The sequence below is a fragment of the Stenotrophomonas sp. GD04054 genome (assembly GCF_029836955.1).
GTDB classification, from domain to species: domain Bacteria; phylum Pseudomonadota; class Gammaproteobacteria; order Xanthomonadales; family Xanthomonadaceae; genus Stenotrophomonas; species Stenotrophomonas maltophilia_A.
In genome coordinates, this window is sequence record NZ_JAOECR010000007.1 from 22,792 (window position 1) to 43,731 (window position 20,940).

The window sequence follows — 20,940 nt, forward strand, 5'->3', positions numbered from 1 at the left end:
TGATGGATCGGGCGGCAACGCACGCCATGGTACGGGGCTGCGGATGACGATGGCGGCGGCCAGCCCCGGCAGGCTTTGTTACGATGGGCTGTTTCCGGCCGAAAAGCCGCAGACCGCGTGGCGCAATTCCTCCCCCTTTCCGTCTACCGAACGAGTACCGCCGTGTCCTTCTTTGCAAACGTGGAACTGGTCCCAGGCGACCCGATCCTGGGCCTGACCGAGGCGTACAACGCCGACAGCCGCCCGACCAAGGTCAACCTGGGTGTGGGCATCTACTACGACGAGAGCGGCCGCATTCCGCTGCTGCGCGCCGTCAAGCAGATCGAGCAGCAGCTCGCCAACGAGGCCAAACCGCGCGGCTACCTGCCGATCGATGGCCTGCCGGCGTACACGCAGGCGACGCGTGAGCTGGTGTTCGGCAAGGACTCGCCGCTGCTGGCCGCCGGCCGCGTCACCACCGCACAGACGGTCGGTGGCAGCGGTGCGCTGCGTGTCGGCGCCGATGTGCTGAAGAAGCTGCTGCCGCACGCCACCGTTGCACTGAGCAACCCGAGCTGGGAAAACCACCGTGCGGTGTTCAGCGCCGCTGGTTTCGACGTGCTGGATTACACCTACTTCGACCCGAGCACCCATGGCGTCGATTTCGACGGCATGCTGGCCGACCTGGGCAAGCTGGACACCGGCACCGTGGTGCTGCTGCATGCCTGCTGCCACAACCCCACCGGTGCCGACCTCACGGTCACCCAGTGGAAGCAGGTCGCGCAGCTGCTGAAGGACAAGCAGCTGTTCCCCTTCATCGACATGGCCTACCAGGGCTTCGACAAGGGCATCGAGCAGGACGGCGCCGCCGTGCGCATCATCGCCGAAGCCGGCATCGACAGCTTCATCGTCGCCAACTCGTACTCCAAGTCGTTCTCGCTGTACGGCGAGCGCGTGGGTGCGCTGTCGATGGTGGCACCGACTGCCGCTGACGCCAAGGCGGTGCAGTCGCAGGTCAAGCGCGTGATCCGCACCATCTATTCCAGCCCGTCCACCCACGGTGCCGCGCTGGTGGCCGGCGTGCTGACCAACCCGGAACTGCGTGCGATGTGGGAGCAGGAGCTGACCGAGATGCGCGAGCGCATCCACGCCCTGCGCCAGGGCCTGGTCGAGAAGCTGGCTGCCGCTGGCGCGCCGCAGTTCGGTTTCATCAACGAGCAGGCCGGCATGTTCTCCTACTCCGGCCTGAGCCGTGAGCAGGTCGAGCGTCTGCGCGACGAGTTCGGCATCTACGCCGTCGGCACCGGCCGCATCTGCGTGGCCGCGCTGAGCCAGAACAACCTGGAGTACGTCGCCAAGGCCGTGGCCACCGTCGCCAAGGCCTGAAGCAACACTGCACTGGTTTGAGAACAAAGGCGCCGAAGGGCGCCTTTGTTTTTGCTCCTGCTTTGCCTTTGCCACACTCTCCGCGCTCGCGGCGAACCCTGAAGCGCAGGGCGAGGCACACCGTGGCCAGGACCGTGAGGCGCATGGATGCGCCGATCGAGCCCCCATGGGTGAGGGCGCTTTGCCTGCGAAGCACTGCTTCGCAAGCGCCCGAACGCCCTGCCGCCAGGGGCTGGGCCGGACCCCGGAGGGGGGGTTTACGGCGTGTCCTGGTCACGGTGTGCCTCGCCCTGCGCCTCCATGAAGGAGTGCGCCGACAGCGCAACGCATCTGGAAACGATTACGCCTTCCCTCGCTCACGCACGGCCCCGCCATACGGGCGACAATAGGCGTTTTCCCGCTGCCGAGACCTGCCCGCTCATGTCCCGTACTTCGTTGACCCGCTTCCTGATCCAGGAACAGCACGCCGGCCGCATCAATGCCGACCTGCGCCAGCTGATCGCGGTCGTCGCCCGCGCCTGCACCAGCATCTCCATCGCCGTCAGCAAGGGCGCCCTCGGTGGCGTGCTCGGCGACGCCGGTACCGGCAACGTGCAGGGCGAAGCGCAGAAGAAGCTGGATGTGATCAGCAACGAGATCCTGCTCGAAGCCAACGCCTGGGGCGGCCATCTCGCCGCCTGCGCCTCGGAAGAAATGGACCACAGCCAGCCGGTGCCGGACATTTATCCGCGCGGTGATTTCCTGCTGCTGTTCGATCCCCTCGATGGCAGCTCCAACATCGACGTCAACGTCTCCGTCGGCACCATCTTCTCGGTGCTGCGCTGCCCGACCAACGTCGAACTACCGGGCGATGATGCCTTCCTGCAGCCGGGCAGCAAGCAGATCGCCGCCGGCTACTGCATCTACGGGCCCAGCACCCAGCTGGTGCTGACCGTCGGCCACGGTACCCATGCCTTCACCCTGGACCGCGAGAAGGGCGAGTTCGTGCTGACCACCGAGAACATGCAGATTCCGGCGGCCACCCAGGAATTCGCCATCAACATGTCCAACCAGCGTCACTGGGAAGCGCCGATGCAGGCCTATGTTGGTGATCTGCTGGCGGGCAAGGAAGGCGCGCGCGGCAAGAACTTCAACATGCGCTGGATCGCCAGCATGGTCGCCGACGTGCATCGCATCCTGACCCGCGGCGGCATCTTCATCTACCCGTGGGACAAGAAGGATCCGTCCAAGGCCGGCAAGCTGCGCCTGATGTACGAAGCCAACCCGATGGGCCTGCTGGTCGAACAGGCCGGTGGCGCTGCCTGGACCGGCCGCGAGCGCATCCTCGACATCCAGCCCGACCAGCTGCACCAGCGCGTGCCGGTGTTCCTGGGTTCGCGCGAGGAAGTGGCTGAAGCCGTGCGCTACCACCACGCACACGACGACGCGCAGGGCTGACGGCCTATCGCCTGACAGCGGTCATGGCAGTTCGATGACATGACCGTGGGGTGACACCGAGGGCGGCAAACGGCACCATCAAGCCGTTGCCGCCTAAGGAATGCACGCATGCACGAGCAGGGCCCGGTCGATTTCATCGAAGTCATCCACAACGCCGTCCCCAGCGAGGTCTGCGCGGCCATCGTTGAGCGCCTGCGCGCTACGCGTGGCCTGCAGCCCGGTGCGGTGGGCAGTGGCGTGTTCCCGGAACTCAAGCACAGCAAGGATCTGCGCATCAGTGGCCTGGACGGCTGGCAGGATGTCGATCAGCAGCTGCAGATCGCGGTGTTCAACGGCCTGCTGACTTATCTACGCCGTTATCCACAGGCGTTGATTGCGCCGCTGATGTTGCAGATCCAGGACAGCAACGGCCAACCGCGACGCCTGTCTGCCGAGGACTTCCCCGACATGCCGCAGCAGCAGCTGGCCGATCTGGCCCGCACCTGCCTGCGCCCGGGTGCGATCAACCTGCAGTGGTATGCGGCAGGCGAGGGCGGCTACCCGTACTGGCATTGCGAGCTGTACCCGAAGGATGCGCAGGCCGAGACCCTGCACCGGCACGTGCTGTGGACGCTGTACCTCAACGACGACTTCGAAGAGGGCGAAACCGAGTTCCTGTTCCAAGGGCGAAAGATCGCGCCGCGCACCGGCAGCCTGCTGATTGCGCCGACTGCGTTCACCCACACGCATCGTGGCAACCGGCCGCAGGGTGGGGACAAGTTCATCGCGACCAGCTGGATCCTGTTCCAGAGTGCGCAGAAGTTGTTTGGAGGGTAGAGTCGAGCTTGCTCGACTGCTTTTCCGTCTCCAGTCGAGCAAGCTCGACTCTACTCAGAACAACGACCCCTGCGGCGAATCCTTCTTCGGCGGCAGCGGCTTCTGGAACCGGCTGCAATCCAGCTTCGGCCAATGGCTGTTCTGCGCATTGAAGCCCAGACGTTTGCGCGCCAGCTTGAAGCGGTTGTTCAACAGATCGGCATACACGCCTTGGCCCCGCATGCGCGTGCCGAACTGGCTGTCGTAGTCCTTGCCGCCGCGCAGCTGCTGGATGGTACTCATCACATGTGCGGCGCGATCTGGATGATGGGTGTCCAGCCACTCGCGGAACAGCGGTGCCACTTCCAGCGGCAGGCGCAGCAGCACATAACCGGCGGTGCTGGCACCGGCATCGTGTGCAGCCTCCAGCACCGCTTCCAGCTCGCTGTCGTTGATCCACGGAATCACCGGCGCCACCATCACACCCACCGGAATGCCCGCTTCATGCAGGCGCTTCATCGCACGCAGCCGTGCATGCGGCGCCGACGCGCGTGGCTCCAGCTTCGCGGAGAGATGCGGGTCCAGCGAGGTCACCGAGAAATGCACGCTGACCAGGTTCTCCGCCGCCAGCGGTGCGAGCAGATCGATGTCACGTTCGACCAGTGCGTTCTTGGTGATCAGCGAGAACGGATGCTTGGTTTCCAGCATCACTTCGATCAGCTGGCGGGTGAGCTTGAACTTGCGTTCGATCGGCTGGTACGCATCGGTGTTGATGCCCAGCGCGATCGGTTGCGGCACGTAGCCCGGCTTCGACAACTCCTTGCGCAGCAGCTGCGGCGCATTGGACTTGGCGAACAGCTTGGTCTCGAAGTCCAGGCCTGGCGACAGGTTCAGATAGGCGTGCGAGGGGCGCGCGAAGCAGTAGGAGCAGCCATGCTCACAACCGCGGTACGGATTCACCGATTGGCTGAAGCCGACGTCCGGTGAGGTGTTGCGGCTGATGATGCTGCGTGCGGTCTCGGCACGTACTTCAGTGCGCAGACGTGGGGCGAGGAATTCCTCGCTCTCATCGACCGCCCAGCCGTCGTCCACCGCCTCGCTGACGGTGCTTTCAAAGCGCCCGGCAAGGTGGGACGTGGAACCTCGGCCCTTGATCGCGATACCCATTGCGGCAGGTTACGCCGCAGCCGTCTCAATGGCTGCGACGGCTGCCTGAAGGGTTCAGCGCGGTGCTGCGTCGAGCATGGCTCAACGCTACAGGAGAGCGGTCAGAGCAACGCCAGGTACCCGTGCACGGTGGCATCCAGGCCGTCGTACAGCGCCTCACCGATCAGCGCGTGGCCGATCGACACCTCCAGCACGTCCGGCACGTGGGCCAGGAAATCGCGCAGGTTGTCCTGCGACAGGTCGTGCCCGGCGTTGACGCCCAGGCCCACCGCCTGCGCCCGCCGCGCCGCAGTGGCGAACAGTTCCAGCATCGCCGCAGCGTCGCCGGCCGCGTGTGCTTCGGCGTAGGGGCCGGTATACAGCTCGACACGATCTGCACCGACTTCGGCCGCCTGCTCCAGCAGTGGGTTGCCAGCATCGACGAACAGGCTGACCCGGCAGCCCATCGCCTTCAGTTCGGCGACCAGTGGTCGCAGCCGCTCGGCATCCCGCTCGAAGTCGAAGCCATGGTCGGAGGTGATCTGTCCATCGCCATCCGGCACCAGCGTCGCCTGCGCCGGGCGGGTCTGCGCGCACAGCGGCAGCAGGCCTGGGTAGCCCTCGCGCGGCGGTGCGAACGGGTTGCCTTCGATGTTGAATTCCACGCCACGCGCGCGGGTCAGCGTGGACAGCGCCAGCACGTCCTCGGCGGTGATATGGCGGCGGTCCGGCCGCGGGTGCACGGTGATGCCATGTGCACCGGCATCCAGGCAGGCCTGGGCGGCGCGTACCACGTCCGGTTCGGCACCGCCGCGCGAATTGCGCAGGACGGCGATCTTGTTGACGTTGACGCTGAGCTGGGTCATGGAACGAAACTACTTGGAAAGAGGGGATGGATCGTGATCGTTGGGGTCGTCACCGCGGCGGGCCTGGGCCTGTTCGCGCAGGCGGCGCAGTTCTTCGGCATCGACCAGTGTGGACGGATCGCGCTGTGGATCACCGAAACGGGCCACATAGCGGCCGCGTACCCAGGCCAGCAGGAAGGCGAGGGCGGCCAGCAGGCACAGGGTCATCAGCCCGGGGCTGGGGGTCTTCAGCGCGAAGGCGAAACAGCCCAGCGCCAGCAGCAGGTACAACCAGTACATAGTCGGGCTCCCCGGATGATCGGCGCAGTGTAGCGCTGCGTCAGAGCAGCGGCGAGGCCAGCCGGGCGAAGGCCTCGGGCAGGCGGTGCAGCCACAGCGAACGACCGGCCTGGTCGTGCACCCGCGTGGAACGGTCGAATTCGCCCTGCAGCAGTTCGGCCAGCGCAGCCACCCGGTCACGGTCGCTGATCATCATCGACAGCTCGAAGTTCAGCCGGAAGCTGCGGTGATCGAAGTTGGCACTGCCGACGATGCAGACGTCGTCATCGGCGATGAAGGCCTTGGTATGCAGCATGCGTGGGCCGTACTCGTAGATCTTCACCCCGGCATGCAGCAGCTCGTCGAAGTAGGAGCGGGCGGCCTGGGTGACGAACCAGGAATCGCTCATCTTCGGCACCAGCAGGCGCACGTCCAGCCCGCCCAGCGCGGCCGAGGTCAGTGCCATCCGCGCCGCTTCGCCCGGCACGAAGTAGGGCGTGACCAGCCAGACGCGCTCGTGCGCTTCCTGGATCGCCGCCACATGCAGGCGATGGATCGTTTCCCAGCCCGAGTCCGGGCCGGAGACCAGCACCTGGGCGTTGATCGCACCATCGCCGCGCAGCGGCATGTCAGCTGGCCACAGACGCGCGATGTCCATGCGCGAGGGATCCTGTCCACTGGCGTAGAGCCAGTCCTCGGCGAACACCAGCTGCAGGCTGCGCACCACGTGGCCGCGGATGCGCATGTGCAGGTCGCGGTAGGCATCCGCCCTGCGGCTTTCATCCTCGTCGTCGGTGATGTTGATGCCGCCGGTGAAGGCGAGGCGGCCGTCGACGATCACCAGCTTGCGGTGGGTACGCAGGTTCAACCACGGGCGCTTGAATGGCTTCAGCAGCTGCCGTGGGTGGAACCAGATCGCTTCGCCACCGGCGTCGAGCAGCGGCTGCAGGAAGCGGCGGGGCAGGGCCGACGAACCCACCGCGTCGAGCAGCAGGCGCACCTGCACACCCGCGCGGGCGCGCTCGACCAGGGCGTCGCGCAGCGCGGTGCCGGCATGGTCCGGGTTGAAGATGTAGTACTCCAGGTGCACGTGATCGCGGGCCTGCGCGATGGCGTCCAGCAGGGCCGCGTAGGTTGCCGCGCCATCCACCAGCCAGGTGACTTCGGTGGCGCTGCTCGGCGCGAGCCCGGTCGTGGCCTGTGCGACCTTGGCCAGCTCGGTGCAGTCGGCGTCGGGTGGGCAGACATCGCTGTAGTGCTCCATCCCCGAGCGGGCACGGCCACGGCGCAGGCGCTGCCGCTTCACCTTCTGCGGGCCCAGCAGGTAGTAGATGAAGAGACCCAGGTAGGGCAGCAGCGCCAGCGACAGGATCCAGCTCAGCGTGGCCACCGGCTCGCGCTTCTGCAGCATGATCCAGCCCGCCAGCGCGAACAGGTACAGCAGATAGGCGACCGCCAGGATCGTACCAAGGTGGGCGATGCCGTCGAGCCAATGGCGCAGGGAGTCGAAGAGGGCGAGCATCCGCCGATCATAACGGTCCAGACCGTCAGGCATAAAAAAGACGCCCCTGTTTCCAGGGGCGTCTGCAGTCGCGTCATGACTGTTGTGTTGCGGTGTAGCGTTTACTGCTGCACAAAACCGATCTTCTTCATCTGAGCATTCTTCGCGGCGGCCAGAACCTTGGCCATCACGTCGTACTCGGAATCCGGGCTGGCGTCGATGCGCAGTTCCGGCTGGTTGGTCGGGTCACGCTGGACCTCCTGCTCCATCCGCTGCTGCAGCTCGCTGGTATTGATCGGGCTGTTGTTCCACGAGACCTGGTTGCTGGCGTCGATCTTGAGTTCGATCGGCGGCGGCGGTTCGACCAGCTGCGGCGGTGGGTTGAGCACGCGCTGCGGCAGGTCCACGGCGATCGGGTACGTCATGATCGGCGCGGTCACGATGAAGATGATCAGCAGAACCAGCATCACGTCCACGAGGGGCGTGACGTTGATGTCTGCCATGGGGCCCTTGCCACCACCACTACTGAATGCCATGGCTTATTGCCCCTTTTCTTTGGTCGCGACGAAGCCGACGTCCAGCATGCCCTGCTCCTGCGCGACCTTGGTCAGGTCGTTGATGACGCGCATCTTGGTGGTGCGGTCACCACGCAGGTTCAGCGGCGGCTGCGGGGTCTGCTGGGCGGCGGTCGCCAAGCGCGACTCGAGAGTCTGCTTGTTGATTTCTTCGTCGTTCCAGTAGATCGAGCCGTCTTCCTTGACTGCCAGGGTGATCGGTCCGGAACGCTTTTCAGCATCTTCCGGCTTCTGGATCAGGTTGGCTTCCGGCAGATCCACCTTGACCTTGTGGGACATCAGGGGCGCCGTGATGATGAAGATGATCAGCAGCACCAGCATCACGTCCACGAGGGGCGTAACGTTGATGTCGGCCATGGGGCCGCCGCTGTTACCACTACTGAAAGCCATAACGGGCTCCGTCTAGATCTTGGTGACTACTTACGTTCGTCGCTGGGTGACGCGCGCCGCAATTAGCGGACGCGCGAGCCGGTGGCGAAGAAGTCGTGCAGGTCGTGCGCGAAGGTATCGAACTTGCTGATGGTCGCGCTGTTGATCTTGCTGAAGAAGTTGAAGGCGAACACGGCCGGGATCGCGACGAACAGACCGATCGCGGTCATGATCAGCGCTTCACCCACCGGGCCTGCAACGGCGTCGATCGAAGCGGAGCCGGTGGCACCGATCTTGATCAGCGCGCCGTAGATGCCCCACACGGTACCCAGCAGACCGACGAACGGAGCGGTCGCGCCGACGGTGGCCAGCAGGGTCATGCCCGACTGCAGCTTGTTGCTTTCGCGGGTCACGGCCTGACGCAGAGCGCGGTCGACGAACTCCGAACGGCTCAGGTTCTCACCCACGCCGCCGGTGGCGCCGCCTTCAGCGCGCTGGTGGTGGGCAGCCGCCTGGGCAGCGTCCAGGGCGATCTTGGAGAACGGCTCGGAAGCCGGCTGTTCTTCCATCGCACGGATGGCGTCCTGCGCGTTCGGGGTATCCCAGAACAGGCTGACGACGCGATCAGCGGCGCTCTTCAGGCGGGTGGCGCGGAAGATGTTGATGACGGTCCAGTACCAGGACATGGCCGACATGACGACCAGGGTCAGCAGCACGACCCAGGAAACCGCGAAATCACCCGGCTTGGTGGTCATTTCGTGGATCAGGTGCTCGAAGCCCATCTGCGACAGGGCGTTGGACGGATTGCCCCCGGCAGCAGCGGCGATGAAAATTTCCTGCAGCATGACGCTTACCTTTGTTGTGTGTGGTGATAAAGGGTGTAGCTAAGCTAAACAATCGAACTGGGAGCGGGGGTGGCCAGGTGGCCACCCGGACGCATCAGTTCAGCGCAAAGTTGACCGGGACGCGAACGCGACCTGCCGCCTTCTTACCGCCAGATTCAGCGGCGTTGAAGCGCCACTTGCGAGCTGCTTCCATCGCAGCACGGTCCAGGTCGCGGTTACGGCTGGACTTTTCCACCGTGACATTGGTGACGTTGCCGTTGGCATCGACATCAATGATCAGGATCACTTCGCCCTGGATACCCGCGCGGAAGGCTGCCGGCGGGTAACGCGGCGGATTCATGGCCTTCGAGGAGATATCCACGCTGGCCTCGATCGAGGTCGGCGGAGCCGGCGGCGCGGGCGGCGACGGCGGGGTGACGATATCGTTCGGACGCGGTTCCGGCACGTCCACGACCGGCGCCTGCGGCGGCGGCGGGACCGGCGACGGCTTCGGCGGCGACAGATTCTTCACCGGCGGTGGCGGAGTATCCTGCGGCGGCGGCGGCGGCGGCGGCGGTGGGGGCGGCGGCGGCGCGTCGACGATGGTCACCATGACGTTGCGCTCCTTCTCAGCCACGGCCTTGGGAGCCACGGCGGGGATCAGGAGCATCATGAACGCGGCCAGATGCAGGGCAATTACAAACGCGATGCCGACGATGCGAGGCCAGCTCAGCCCCTTGTCATCGGGTTGTTCGTACCGGTGAACGACTAGTTGTTCCGTCATGCGCCAAGAGCTCAATAGTGGGGCCGGGATGCCGGGGGCGGAATCCCTGATCAGCGGTGCATGACACCGCAGGAACCTCCAAGCTTATACCAATCCTGAGCGCCTGCGCATCAACTGAGCAGGCATTCAGGCGTTATTCCTACTTACTTCAGGTTGATGATTTTTTTTGCATCAGCCTGGTTCTTCACACCCTTCGCCAGCGCCTGCTGGGCGGCCTGCTTGGCCTCCGGGATGCGACCTTCGGCATGCAGGACGCGTGCCAGGTTCAGGTAGGTCTCACCGTCCTTGGACAGCGGGGCAGCCTTCTGCCACGCATCGATCGCCTGCGGCACCTGGTCGGAGTAGTAGTAGGACTGGGCCAGCGCCAGGTAGACCTGGTAATCCGGCTTCAGGATGCCCTTCTGCAACCCTTCGTTGATGACCGCGATGACGTCCTTTTCCTTGTGTTCGGTGTTGGCATAGATCGAGTACAGCTGCTTGTACTCGCGCTCTTCGGTGAGCTGGCCGCTGCTGCGCAGCTTGTCCATCACCGCAGCCGCCTTGTCCATCTGGTCGGCCTGCATGTACATGCTGGCCAGGTTCAGCTGGGCCTTCTTGTCGTTCGGGTTCTTGGCAGCCAGGGCCTCGGCTTCCTTGACCGCTTCACCGGACTGGCCGGCTTCGGACAGAGCCGCCATCAGCAGCTGGTTCCAGTTGTCCTTCGGTTCGGTCGAACCGGCGATGGCCTGCTTCAGCACCGGGATCGCTTCCTGGTAGCGCTCCAGCTGGTACAGCGCCTGGCCCTTGGCGATCAGCTCTTCCGGCTTGGTCGACTTGCTCTCGGCGAAGTACTTGTCCAGGGTCGCCAGGCCTTCGGCGGTCTGGTCTTCCTGCAGCTGCAGCTGGCCCAGCATCAGCATCGACTGGAAGTGCCCGTTGTTGTCCAGGCCGTTGAACTGCAGGACCTGCTTCAGGTAGGCCACGGCAGCCGGGGTGTCGTCGGTCTGGTAGGCGGCCTGCGAGGCCAGCTGCGCGGCCAGCGACTTGTCGTACTCGTTCGCGGCGCTGTCAGCCAGGATCGCGTCGGCCTGCGTGCGCGTCTCCGGGAACTTTTCCTTGTTGTAGCTGTCGATCATCTTCTGCAGCTTGCTGCCCAGCTTGGCCGATGCCTTGACGGTCGGCTCCTCGCGGGTCGCGTTCGGGTACAGCGCTTCGGCCTTGGCCTGCTTGCCGCCGCGGTTGCCACGCTCGGAGGAACGCGAGGACTGCGCGAAGGCATCGGTGACCACGGCGCCGGTCAGGGCGGTCGCGACGAGGACGGAAAGCACAGCTTTGTGGTTACGGAAAATCATCGTTCACCTCGATCGAACCGCCGGATAGCGGCAAAGTCGGACTGTCAGAAAAATCTGAGCCGCCAAACGTATCAGAAACAGATGGCGTGAGAAATCGTTTTATGTGCTGCAATACAGCATAGAACTGCGCACTCATCCGCACTTTGGCCGCAGCCCGGCCGCCTGCGCCTGCTGATAGACCGGCGTCAGTCCCGGTGCATCGCGTCGCAGTTCCTGGATACGGTTGGCTGGATCGGGGTGGGTGGACAGCCATTGCGGGCTGCGGCCGCCACTGGCGGCCATCATGTTCTGCCACAGGTCGACCGCCTGCGCCGGGTTGAAACCGGCCTGGGCCATCAGTCGCTGGCCAATCACGTCGGCCTCGCTTTCCTGGGTGCGTGAACCGGGCAGCAGGAAGGCGGTCTGCGCGCCCATGCCCCCGAGCTGGTTGACGGTGCTGGCAGCGCCTTCTCCGTAGGCCGCGCCGGCCAGCGCACCAAGCACGGCCAGCCCGGTCTGCGCACCCATCTGCCGGGTGATGCGCTCTTCGTGGTGGCGGGCGATGACGTGGCCGATTTCATGGCCGATTACGGCAGCCAGCTGATCCTGGTTTTTGGCGACGGTGAAGATGCCGGTGTTCACGCCGACCTTGCCACCGGGCAGGGCGAAGGCGTTGGGCTCCTTGTCGACGAACACGGCCGTCTCCCACCGTACGCCACGGTATTGAGGCGGCAGCTGCGCGACCAGGGCGTTGACCACGCACTGCACGTAACCGTTCTGGCGGCCGTCGGTGCTGATCTTTTCCTTCTGCTTGGTTTCGGCGAACGCCTGTGCGCCGAGCTGGTCCAGCTGCGCCTGCGACACCCCGCCCACCATCTGCCGACGGCCGGTAGGAGAGGTCGTGGTCGCGCAGGCACTGACCAGGGTGGTGATGACAAGGGCCAGCAGCAGTTGTTTCATGGATCCACCCCCGTGTTCATATGCGCAGTGTGTAGCGTAGCGGCTTAATCTTTCGTCAAGCGGACACGGCGTTACGTTGCCCCGAAGAACACAAGCGCGGCAAGCGCCACGCCGTTGTTCAGCGCGTGCGCGGTGATCGCGGCCCAGAGTGTGCCGGTGCGCTGGTACAGCCAGCAGAACGCGGCACCCATGCCGCCATAGACCAGCCACAGCTGCGCGATCTCGGCCGGGCCGTTGGCACTGGTGCCAGGGATTTCATGGATCAGGGCGAAAGCAAGGCTGCTCAGTACCACGCCCAGCCACGGGCGCCCGGCCTTCCACAGGCGGCCAAACAGCACGCGGCGGAACAGCAGCTCCTCGTAGGCCGGTGCCAGTACCACCGCGAACAGCACCAGGAACAACGGGAAGCGCGCGATCGCACTCTGCATCAGCGCCAGATTGGTGGGAACCGGCTCGATGCCGAACTGCTTGGCCAGGAAGGCGATGCCATTGCTGCCGAGCACGATCAGGGTCGCCACCAGCAGGGTCCAGCCCCAGGTGGAGGGACGGCGCAGCGCCTGGCGCGACGCGTGGCGCTCGGCGGCATTGGCCGGCCGTCGCCAGAAGTACAGCAGCAGCGCGGCGCCGCCGGTGGCAAACAGCGCCATGAGAATCTGCGCAAGCGCGCCCGGCTGGCCCAGTGACGCCGCTACCGAACTGGCGTCGGGGGCACCAGCGCCGGCCTGCGCGTTCGCGTAACCGACCACCACGCCACGGTACAGGCCCCATAGCAGGCCGCTGATCAGGCTCAGGCCAAACAGGGTGACAGCGGCGATACCCAGGTCGATGAAAAACCCCGCCAACGGCGAAACGGCACGCGGCGCGGCAGAAGCCGGCGGAACCGGGGGCGGAGCGGAAACCGGGGCGGATGCGGACATCAGGTACCTGCGTTCAAGAGTCGAAGGCCGGCGCGCCTCCCCGCGCACCGGCCGTGTCCCGATTGTGTCAGATATCCAGGTTTGCGACCTTTAGCGCGTTGTCTTCGATGAAGTCGCGACGCGGTTCGACGACATCGCCCATCAGCGTGCTGAAAATCTGGTCGGCAGCGACAGCATCTTCGATGCGCACCTGCAGCAGTCGACGGGTTTCCGGATTCACCGTGGTGTCCCACAACTGCTCCGGATTCATTTCACCCAGACCCTTGAATCGCTGGATCTGGCGGCCGCGCTTGGCCTCCTCGAGCAGCCAGTTCTGTGCCTTGGCAAAGCTGTCGACTTCGATCGACTTGGCACCGCGGGAAATGGTCGCGCCTTCGCGGACCAGACCGTGCAGCAGCTTCGATGCCTGGTGGATCGCGCGCAGTTCGCCGCTTTCGAAGGCCGACATCGGCAGCACCTGGATGTGCTGTTCGCCCATGTGGCGACGGGTCACCAGCACAGCGGCCGGGCGCTCATCGTTGGCGTCCTGCAGTTCCAGCGTGAAACGCGGGCTGCCCAGGCTGCCCTGGTTGAGACGCTTGGCCAGTGCATCCAGGCCCTCGCCTTCGCCGGCAGCGCGCAGGCTTTCCAGGTCCATCGGGACGAAGTCGACCAGCGCTTCAAGCAGGTTGCGGTCATAGCGGTGTGCGTTGCGCTCGATCGAATCCAGCGCCGCCGCGTAGGCCAGCAGCAGCTTCTCCAGCGCCAGGCCTTCGATGCCGGGCTCGCCGGTGGCCGGCACCAGTGCAGCGTTTTCCACTGCGCTGCTGGCCAGGTAGCTGTCCAGCGCCGGGTCGTCCTTCAGGTACAGCTCCTGCTTGCCCTGCTTGATCTTGTACAGCGGCGGCAGGCCGATGTAGACGTAACCGCGCTCGATCAGCTCCGGCATCTGACGGTAGAAGAACGTCAGCAGCAGGGTGCGGATGTGGGCGCCGTCGACGTCGGCGTCGGTCATGATGATGATCTTGTGGTAACGCAGCTTGTCCGGGTTGTACTCGTCACGGCCGATGCCGGTGCCCAGCGCGGTGATCAGCGTACCCACCTGGTCGGAGGACAGCATGCGATCGAAACGCGCGCGTTCCACGTTGAGGATCTTGCCGCGCAGCGGCAGCACCGCCTGGTTCTTGCGGTTGCGGCCCTGCTTGGCCGAACCACCTGCCGAGTCACCCTCGACGATGAACAGTTCGGACAGCGCCGGATCCTTTTCCTGGCAGTCGGCCAGCTTGCCCGGCAGGCCCGCGATGTCCAGCGCGCCCTTGCGGCGGGTCAGGTCGCGGGCCTTGCGCGCGGCTTCACGTGCACGTGCGGCATCGACGATCTTGCCGGCGATCGCCTTGGCTTCGTTCGGGTTTTCCTGCAGGAACTCTTCCAGGCGCGCACCGAAGGCATTTTCCACCGCCGGGCGCACGTCGGAGCTGACCAGCTTTTCCTTGGTCTGGCTGGAGAAGCTCGGGTCCGGCACCTTCACCGACAGCACTGCGATCATGCCTTCGCGCATGTCATCGCCGGTCAGGTTGATCTTGGCCTGCTTGGCGATGCCGTTCTGCTCGATGTAGTTGTTGAGCACACGGGTCAGCGCACCGCGGAAACCGGCCAGGTGGGTACCGCCGTCCTTCTGCGGAATGTTGTTGGTGAAGCAGTACATCGTCTCCTGGTAGGAGTCGGTCCACTGCAGCGCCACGTCGACGACGATGCCGTTGTGCTCGCCGGTGACTGAAATGACGTTCGGGTGCAGCGGGGTCTTCAGCTGGGCCAGATGCTCCACGAAGCTGCGGATGCCGCCTTCGTAGTGGAAGTCATCGCGACGGCCATCGCCACGCTCGTCGGCAAGGACGATCTTGACGCCGGAGTTCAGGAACGACAGCTCGCGCAGGCGGCGGGCCAGGATGTCGTAGTGGAATTCCACGTTGTCGTGGAAGGCGACGGTCGACGGCCAGAAGCGCACGGTGGTACCGCGCTTGGTGGTGGCTTCCAGCTTGGCCAGCGCAGTCACGGCTGCGCCGTTGCTGAATTCCTGCTGGTAGTGGGAGCCATTCTGGAACACGTCCACCAGCAGCTTCTGCGACAGCGCGTTGACCACGCTGACGCCGACGCCGTGCAGGCCGCCCGAAACCTTGTAGCTGTTGTCGTCGAACTTGCCGCCTGCGTGCAGGACGGTCATGACGACTTCGGCCGCAGACACTTCGCGACCGAGCTTGGCGCTCATCTGCTCGTGCTTGCCGGTCGGAATACCACGGCCGTTGTCGGACACCGAGACCGAGCCGTCGGCGTGGATCGTCACTGCAACGTGGTCGGCGTGGCCGGCCAACGCTTCGTCGATCGAGTTGTCGACGACCTCGAACACCATGTGGTGCAGACCGGTACCGTCATGCACGTCGCCGATGTACATGCCGGGACGCTTGCGGACAGCCTCCAGGCCTTCCAGGGCGGTAATGCTGTTGGCGTCGTAATTGCCGTTGTTTGCCGGGGTGTTCTGTTCGTCGCTCATTGCGCTTGCCGTAGGCTCCGCAGGTCGGGCACCGCTTGGGGCGATGCGCCGAGAATGAAAGGATTCCAACCCGAATTATACCAGCCGGGGTCGAGCGGCCCTGGTGTGCCCACTATGGCACAGCCACGATCTGTGCATGTTCCACGTGGAACCGGGCGATGTGGGTCAGTTCCTGCAGCGCCGCCGGGGTTTCGGTGGCGGTGATGAAGATCTGTGCGGGCCCATTGAGCAGACGCTCCAGTACCCGCGCCTGATGGGTACGATCCAGCTCCGAGGCCAGATCGTCCAATGCGATCACCGGCCATTCGCCTCGCTGTTCCGCATAGTCCTCCGCCTGTGCCAACAGGCACGCCAACGCCGTCAGCTTGGCCTGGCCGCGGGACAGCGCATCACGACCTGGAATGCTGTGGAAATCCACACTCCAGTCCGCGCGGTGCGGGCCCACCGAGGTATACCCGGCCTGCCGGTCACGTTCCCGGGCCAGAAGCAGGGCATCGGCCAAGGGAAGCTCATGCCGCCGCCAGCCGGGGCTCAGCTCCAATCCCTGGATACCGAGCTGTGGAGCGAGGCTGGCGGCCAAGGCGACCGTGCGCTGCTGCAGACGCTCCAGGTAGTGCTGGCGGCGGCTGGTCAGTGGTTCTCCTGCCTCGGCCAGCTCGTGATCCCAGGTATCGAGCATCCGCGACGGCCCGCCCTGCTTGAGCAGGGCATTGCGCTGCTTCAGCGCCCGGGAGTAGCGACGCCACAGGGACAGAAAATCCGGTTCCACGTGGAACAAGCCCCAATCGAGGAAGCGGCGGCGGGGTTCACCACCACCACTGACCAGTGCATGGCTCCCGGGCTCGAACGTCACCACGGCCAGCGCTGCGCAGAGATTACCCAGCTGTGCGACATCCTCGCCGTCCAGTCGCCCCTTCCAGTCCTGACCACTGTGGCGCAGGCCGGCTTTTCGGCGGTGGGGCGGGTGATGGGCACGCTGTTCGTCCCATTCCACGAAGATTTCCAGCGCTTCCTGGCCCTGGCGTACCAGACCGTCGCGCACCCGGCCACGGAAGCTGCGGCCATAGGCCATCAAGTGCAGGGCTTCGAGCACGCTGGTCTTGCCTGCACCGTTGTCGCCGGTCAGCAGGTTCAATCCCGGCTGGGGCGACAGGTCCACCGCACTGAAACGACGCAGTTGATGCAAGGCGAGGCGGCGGATCTGCATGGGGCGCGAAAGACCATCCGCACAAGGCGGTAGAGGGGCAGGGAATCCATCAGCTTACTGCATCGGTCAAGCCAGCCGTGCCGCCCCAGACATCGCCACTGTGCTGAAGCTTCCGTCTGGCAACCCTACGCGTGTTCCACGTGGTGGCGCTTCCTCACCTGGGCTCGCCTGGGTCTGGATACGCCCGGGAATCCTTGAATTCTGAGCGGCGGCGCAGGGTACCGGCCCTCAGATTTCAGCGATTTCAGCCTCATTCCGCGAGCATCGCCAGGTGCCCCGACGGTGGTTTGCGCGAACACCGCGCAGATTTCTTGAAATCTACGATGCGATCCCTGGAGGGTTCCACAGATTTCAAGGAATTCGAGCCCGCCGTTTCACACTGTCCACAGCAGGTCTGTATGACTTATACACAAGATATGGGCAAACTGTGGATAAAAAAGCCCTTTTGCCCGACCTGCGAAACTATCCACAGGTTCCCCCCCAGCCTGAGGGGCCTCTATACAGGGGGTTTCAGGTGCATAAATCTCTTCAAAATCAACTAGATAATGCATTTCTCCACGAAATCTGGGCCTACCATCACCACCATGCTTTAGATTTATACCCAGATTTAGAAGCTAGGCCGGCCCCGATCCGAACCCAACGAGACCTGTGGACAGTGGCGTCTGCAGATGAAGCAACCGCAGCGTTGCGACCCACGATCTGCTTCACCCCTCCCGCAAGTTCGGGGAACGTGCATCAGGCCGAAGACCCGGAACTGCGTACTCGACCGAAGTTGGCTGGGCAGCGCCCAAGTCAGCAACCTGGATTCCTACCGCGCAGGGCCGATTGCATCGGAGGGGCAACCAAGAACAATCGGCAAGCAGCAATCTCGAGCAAGGCATTCACCCAGACGTAGAGATTCGGCGATCTCCGATGCTCCACGTGGAACCTGCAAAAAAAACGCCCGGGAATATCCCGGGCGTCTTTGGTTCCACGTGGAACAGGCTGCTGTCAGAGACGCAGCGGCATCACCACGTGGCGCGACTTCTCGCTGCTGGATTCACGCACCAGCGCTGAGGAGTTGGAATCACGCAGCTGGATGATGACTTCCTCATCGCGCAGCGCGGAGAGGGCGTCCAGCAGATAGTTCACGTTGAAGCCGATGGCCAGATCGCTGACCGTGGTGTCGGCTTCGATCTCTTCCTGGGCTTCTTCCTGTTCCGGGTTGTGCGCGCTGATCTTCAGGTTGCCCGGCGAAACTTCCACGCGGATGCCGCGGTACTTCTCGTTGGACAGGATCGCGGCACGCTGCAGCGAGGCACGCAGCGCTTCGCGATCAACCTTCACTTCGCGGTCGGCGCCGATCGGAATCACCGCTTCGTAGTCCGGGAAGCGGCCGTCGATCAGCTTGGAGGTGAAGGTGACATCGTCGCGCTTGACGCGAACGTGGCTGCGGCCGACTTCCAGCTCGATCTCGCGATCGCCGCTCTCCAGCAGGCGCTGCAGTTCGGTCACGCCCTTGCGCGGCACGATGATCTGGCGCTTGGAACCGCTGGGCTTGGCCAGATCGGTTTCACACAGTGCCAGGCGGTGGCCGTCGGTGGCGACGGTACGCAGGGCATCGCCGCGCAGATCGAACAGCAGGCCGTTGAGGTAGTAGCGCACGTCCTGCTGGGCCATCGCGAACGCGGTGCGCTCGATCAGTTCCTTCAGGGTCGCTTCGCCGATGGCCACGCGCTCGGTGGCTTCCACTTCGTCAACCGACGGGAAGTCATTGGAGGGCAGGGTGGCCAGGGTGAAGCGGCTGCGGCCTGCCTGCACGGTGATCTTGTCACCGGTCTGCGAGACGGTGATCCGGCTGCCGTCGGGCAGGGCGCGGATGATCTCGAACAGCTTGCGGGCGGGGATGGTGGTTTCGCCGTCCTGGGCATCTTCAACCGCGATCCGCGACACCATCTCCACTTCCAGGTCGGTACCGGTCAGCGACAGCTGGCCGTTCTGCACCTGGACCAGGAAATTGGCCAGAACCGGAAGGGTCTGGCGGCGTTCGACCACGTTGACGACCTGTGCCAACGGCTTGAGAAAGGCTTCGCGCTGCAGTGTGAAACGCATGTGGTTCCGTGCCCCTATGCTTTAAAAAATGTGGAATAAATCAAAAGCTTGGTGGTGCTGGTAGAGACAGAATCGCTGGAAAACAACGCTAAGTCTTTGTAAGTAAAAGGATTTCATACCTCGAAACCCTCTGTATTACCGACCCCCAGGGGGTGGGGAAAGCTGTGGATAAATTCGACGCGATTTCAGAAGCCATTTTTATCCACAACGTGTCCCGCGCTTGCTACCGGATTCTGCACCGTTTTGTGCGATGACGCCTCATCGGCATCCGTGCATCATTCGCTCAGCTTCCGGATCAGCTTGTCCCAGTCCTCGCGGAGCTTGCCGTCGGTTTCCATCAGGGTCCGGATCTGGCGGCAGGCATGCAGCACCGTGGTGTGATCGCGACCGGCAAAGGCGTCGCCGATCTCGGGCAGGCTGTGCTCGGTCAGTTCCTTGGTCAGGGCCATGGCGACCTGGCGGGGGCGGGCCAGCGAGCGGGTCCGACGCTTCGACAGCAGATCCTTGATCTGCAGGCCGTAGTAGTCGGCAACGGTTTTCTGGATGTTGGGAATGCTGATCGCCTGCTGCTGGGCGCGCAGCAGGTCGCGCAGGGTTTCCTGGGCGAATTCGGTGGTGATCGCGCGGCCGGTGAAATTGGCGCGGGCGGTCAGGGTATTGAGCGCACCTTCGAGGTCGCGCACGTTGGAGCGCATCTTCTTGGCGATCAGGAACGCAACATCATCGGGAATCTCGGCACCGCGTTCGCGTGCCTTGGCCAGCACGATCGCGGCGCGGGTCTCGAAGTCCGGCGGTTCGATCGCGACCGACAGGCCCCAGGCAAGCCGCGACTTCAGGCGTGCTTCCAGGCCTTCAACCTCGCGCGGATAGCGGTCGCAGGTCAGGATGATCTGCTGCTTGCCATCGAACAACGCGTTGAAGGTGTGGAAGAACTCTTCCTGGGTGCGGTCCTTGCCGGCGAAGAACTGGATGTCATCGATCAGCAACGCGTCCACCTGCTGGAACTGGCGCTTGAACTGATCCATGGTCTTTTCCTGCAGAGCCCGGATCATCGCGCTGAAGAACTGTTCCGAACGCAGGTACAGCACCTTCGCACCCGGATTGGCCTGGCGCATGGCATTGCCGGCGGCGAACATCAGGTGGGTCTTGCCCAGGCCCGTGCCTCCGTACAGCAGCAGCGGGTTGTGCGCGCGGTCGCCCGGCTTCTGCGCTGCCTGGAAGGCGGCGGCCAGGCCCAGCTGGTTGCTGCGGCCTTCGACGAAGTTGGCGAACGTGTAGTGATTGTCCAGGTTGCCGGCAAACGGCACCTGCGGTTCGCTGGACACATGCGCCGACGGCGTGGAAACGGGCGCGTTCTGCGCCTCCACGGGACGCGGGCGCGAGCCGATTTCAAGAAAAACGTCGCTGAAACCGGCGAAATGGGCCAGCAGTTCGCGGATCCGGGCCAGGTACAGCTCGCGGACCTGGTCGACGATGAAGGCATTCGGTGCATACAGCACCAGGCTGTCCACGCGCAGATCGGCCTGCAGCGGCTTCAACCAGGTATGAACGTCTTCCGGCGGGAACTCCGCTTCGAGGCGCTCGAGACTACGGGACCAGGCATCCATCAGCAATAATCGTCCGGTGGCCGGGGCATGGACGCGACAAGGCGCCCAAACACAGGCCGGAAAGGGGGGAAATGGATGGCTCAGACTACCACCGAGCGCCCGCCTTCGGAATGCTTGTCCCCTACTTATTCACAAAAACATCCACAGCTATTGCACAGCCCGGTGAATTCGCGTAGCTGCCAGGGGTTGACTTGGGGCGGGGTACCTCTTTAGAATTTCCGGTTCTTTCCGTCCCATTCATACGAGAGGCCCCCAATGGCCACGAAGCGCACCTACCAGCCCAGCAACCTCAAGCGTAAGCGCGACCACGGCTTCCGTGCCCGTATGAAGACCGCTGACGGCCGCAAGATCCTGTCGCGTCGCCGCGCCAAGGGCCGCAAAGTCCTGAGCGCCTGATTGCC

The 20,940-nt window shown here is 64.3% G+C and carries 19 protein-coding genes; 4 read left to right on the top strand and 15 right to left on the bottom strand.

Features of this window, described 5'->3' with window-relative positions:
• The first annotated feature begins 162 nt into the window (after positions 1-162).
• The 3 genes from N7573_RS05825 to N7573_RS05835 all read left to right on the top strand — a co-directional run bounded on the left by N7573_RS05825 (position 163) and on the right by N7573_RS05835 (position 3,618).
• Entirely contained in the window at positions 163-1,365 is a 1,203-nt protein-coding gene (locus N7573_RS05825; RefSeq protein ID WP_279913868.1) for an aspartate/tyrosine/aromatic aminotransferase, read from the top strand.
• A 420-nt stretch (positions 1,366-1,785) separates the two neighbouring features.
• A complete protein-coding gene (locus tag N7573_RS05830) occupies positions 1,786-2,802 on the top strand; it encodes a class 1 fructose-bisphosphatase (RefSeq protein WP_014035428.1) in 1,017 nt (338 codons plus the stop codon).
• 108 nt (positions 2,803-2,910) lie between these two features.
• Positions 2,911-3,618 carry a 2OG-Fe(II) oxygenase gene (locus tag N7573_RS05835; protein WP_065724008.1) on the top strand — a complete coding sequence of 236 codons (708 nt, stop codon included), beginning with the start codon at positions 2,911-2,913 and terminating at the stop codon, positions 3,616-3,618.
• Positions 3,619-3,672: 54 nt separating this feature from the next.
• On the opposite strand, the gene N7573_RS05840 is transcribed toward N7573_RS05835, so the two are convergent.
• The 15 genes from N7573_RS05840 to dnaA form a co-directional block, all read right to left on the bottom strand.
• Positions 3,673-4,764 (bottom strand): PA0069 family radical SAM protein, encoded by a 1,092-nt coding sequence (locus N7573_RS05840; protein WP_279943102.1) that lies wholly within the window; start codon positions 4,762-4,764, stop codon positions 3,673-3,675.
• A 101-nt stretch (positions 4,765-4,865) separates the two neighbouring features.
• Entirely contained in the window at positions 4,866-5,609 is a 744-nt protein-coding gene (locus N7573_RS05845; RefSeq protein ID WP_279912603.1) for a pyridoxine 5'-phosphate synthase, read from the bottom strand.
• 9 nt (positions 5,610-5,618) lie between these two features.
• Complete coding sequence (locus N7573_RS05850; protein WP_032129280.1) at positions 5,619-5,888, bottom strand: hypothetical protein; 270 nt, start codon at positions 5,886-5,888, stop codon at positions 5,619-5,621.
• A 40-nt stretch (positions 5,889-5,928) separates the two neighbouring features.
• Complete coding sequence (cls, locus tag N7573_RS05855; protein WP_032129285.1) at positions 5,929-7,389, bottom strand: cardiolipin synthase; 1,461 nt, start codon at positions 7,387-7,389, stop codon at positions 5,929-5,931.
• 101 nt (positions 7,390-7,490) lie between these two features.
• Positions 7,491-7,904 (bottom strand): biopolymer transporter ExbD, encoded by a 414-nt coding sequence (locus tag N7573_RS05860; protein ID WP_005411740.1) that lies wholly within the window; start codon positions 7,902-7,904, stop codon positions 7,491-7,493.
• 3 nt (positions 7,905-7,907) lie between these two features.
• A complete protein-coding gene (locus N7573_RS05865) occupies positions 7,908-8,333 on the bottom strand; it encodes a biopolymer transporter ExbD (RefSeq protein ID WP_005411739.1) in 426 nt (141 codons plus the stop codon).
• Positions 8,334-8,395: 62 nt separating this feature from the next.
• Entirely contained in the window at positions 8,396-9,157 is a 762-nt protein-coding gene (exbB, locus tag N7573_RS05870) for a TonB-system energizer ExbB (RefSeq protein ID WP_004132614.1), read from the bottom strand.
• Positions 9,158-9,251: 94 nt separating this feature from the next.
• Positions 9,252-9,809: an energy transducer TonB gene (locus tag N7573_RS05875; protein WP_177179516.1), complete on the bottom strand. Its 558-nt coding sequence runs from the start codon at positions 9,807-9,809 to the stop codon at positions 9,252-9,254.
• 254 nt (positions 9,810-10,063) lie between these two features.
• On the bottom strand, positions 10,064-11,251 hold the full coding sequence (locus N7573_RS05880; protein ID WP_049462891.1) for a tetratricopeptide repeat protein: 1,188 nt from the start codon (positions 11,249-11,251) through the stop codon (positions 10,064-10,066).
• A gap of 132 nt (positions 11,252-11,383) precedes the next feature.
• Entirely contained in the window at positions 11,384-12,190 is an 807-nt protein-coding gene (locus tag N7573_RS05885) for a M48 family metallopeptidase (RefSeq protein ID WP_032128510.1), read from the bottom strand.
• 71 nt (positions 12,191-12,261) lie between these two features.
• On the bottom strand, positions 12,262-13,107 hold the full coding sequence (locus N7573_RS05890) for a CPBP family intramembrane glutamic endopeptidase (RefSeq protein ID WP_049399023.1): 846 nt from the start codon (positions 13,105-13,107) through the stop codon (positions 12,262-12,264).
• A gap of 67 nt (positions 13,108-13,174) precedes the next feature.
• The gene (gyrB, locus tag N7573_RS05895) at positions 13,175-15,634 is read right to left on the bottom strand and encodes a DNA topoisomerase (ATP-hydrolyzing) subunit B (RefSeq protein WP_032128508.1); all 2,460 of its coding nucleotides are present in this window, start codon (positions 15,632-15,634) and stop codon (positions 13,175-13,177) included.
• Between the two features lie 112 nt (positions 15,635-15,746).
• Entirely contained in the window at positions 15,747-16,841 is a 1,095-nt protein-coding gene (recF, locus tag N7573_RS05900) for a DNA replication/repair protein RecF (protein ID WP_032128507.1), read from the bottom strand.
• A gap of 990 nt (positions 16,842-17,831) precedes the next feature.
• Positions 17,832-18,932, bottom strand: a complete 1,101-nt coding sequence (gene dnaN, locus N7573_RS05905; protein ID WP_005411731.1) for a DNA polymerase III subunit beta — start codon at positions 18,930-18,932, stop codon at positions 17,832-17,834.
• A gap of 275 nt (positions 18,933-19,207) precedes the next feature.
• Positions 19,208-20,539, bottom strand: a complete 1,332-nt coding sequence (gene dnaA / locus N7573_RS05910; RefSeq protein ID WP_005411730.1) for a chromosomal replication initiator protein DnaA — start codon at positions 20,537-20,539, stop codon at positions 19,208-19,210.
• Positions 20,540-20,794: 255 nt separating this feature from the next.
• Here dnaA and rpmH point away from each other — a divergent pair, with 255 nt between their 5' ends.
• Positions 20,795-20,935 (top strand): 50S ribosomal protein L34, encoded by a 141-nt coding sequence (gene rpmH / locus N7573_RS05915; RefSeq protein ID WP_005411729.1) that lies wholly within the window; start codon positions 20,795-20,797, stop codon positions 20,933-20,935.
• Positions 20,936-20,940: the final 5 nt, after the last annotated feature.

Excerpts from the sequence above, each read along its gene's own strand:
- recF (WP_032128507.1), bottom strand. The coding sequence starts at position 16,841 with ATGCAGATCCGCCGCCTCGCCTTGCATCAACTGCGTCGTTTCAGTGCG.
- N7573_RS05880 (WP_049462891.1), bottom strand. The coding sequence starts at position 11,251 with ATGATTTTCCGTAACCACAAAGCTGTGCTTTCCGTCCTCGTCGCGACC.
- exbB (WP_004132614.1), bottom strand. The coding sequence starts at position 9,157 with ATGCTGCAGGAAATTTTCATCGCCGCTGCTGCCGGGGGCAATCCGTCC.
- dnaA (WP_005411730.1), bottom strand. The coding sequence starts at position 20,539 with ATGGATGCCTGGTCCCGTAGTCTCGAGCGCCTCGAAGCGGAGTTCCCG.
- gyrB (WP_032128508.1), bottom strand. The coding sequence starts at position 15,634 with ATGAGCGACGAACAGAACACCCCGGCAAACAACGGCAATTACGACGCC.
- N7573_RS05835 (WP_065724008.1), top strand. The coding sequence starts at position 2,911 with ATGCACGAGCAGGGCCCGGTCGATTTCATCGAAGTCATCCACAACGCC.
- N7573_RS05865 (WP_005411739.1), bottom strand. The coding sequence starts at position 8,333 with ATGGCTTTCAGTAGTGGTAACAGCGGCGGCCCCATGGCCGACATCAAC.
- N7573_RS05840 (WP_279943102.1), bottom strand. The coding sequence starts at position 4,764 with ATGGGTATCGCGATCAAGGGCCGAGGTTCCACGTCCCACCTTGCCGGG.
- cls (WP_032129285.1), bottom strand. The coding sequence starts at position 7,389 with ATGCTCGCCCTCTTCGACTCCCTGCGCCATTGGCTCGACGGCATCGCC.
- N7573_RS05875 (WP_177179516.1), bottom strand. The coding sequence starts at position 9,809 with ATGATGCTCCTGATCCCCGCCGTGGCTCCCAAGGCCGTGGCTGAGAAG.
- N7573_RS05845 (WP_279912603.1), bottom strand. The coding sequence starts at position 5,609 with ATGACCCAGCTCAGCGTCAACGTCAACAAGATCGCCGTCCTGCGCAAT.
- N7573_RS05860 (WP_005411740.1), bottom strand. The coding sequence starts at position 7,904 with ATGGCATTCAGTAGTGGTGGTGGCAAGGGCCCCATGGCAGACATCAAC.
- N7573_RS05830 (WP_014035428.1), top strand. The coding sequence starts at position 1,786 with ATGTCCCGTACTTCGTTGACCCGCTTCCTGATCCAGGAACAGCACGCC.
- N7573_RS05890 (WP_049399023.1), bottom strand. The coding sequence starts at position 13,107 with ATGTCCGCATCCGCCCCGGTTTCCGCTCCGCCCCCGGTTCCGCCGGCT.
- N7573_RS05885 (WP_032128510.1), bottom strand. The coding sequence starts at position 12,190 with ATGAAACAACTGCTGCTGGCCCTTGTCATCACCACCCTGGTCAGTGCC.
- dnaN (WP_005411731.1), bottom strand. The coding sequence starts at position 18,932 with ATGCGTTTCACACTGCAGCGCGAAGCCTTTCTCAAGCCGTTGGCACAG.
- rpmH (WP_005411729.1), top strand. The coding sequence starts at position 20,795 with ATGGCCACGAAGCGCACCTACCAGCCCAGCAACCTCAAGCGTAAGCGC.
- N7573_RS05850 (WP_032129280.1), bottom strand. The coding sequence starts at position 5,888 with ATGTACTGGTTGTACCTGCTGCTGGCGCTGGGCTGTTTCGCCTTCGCG.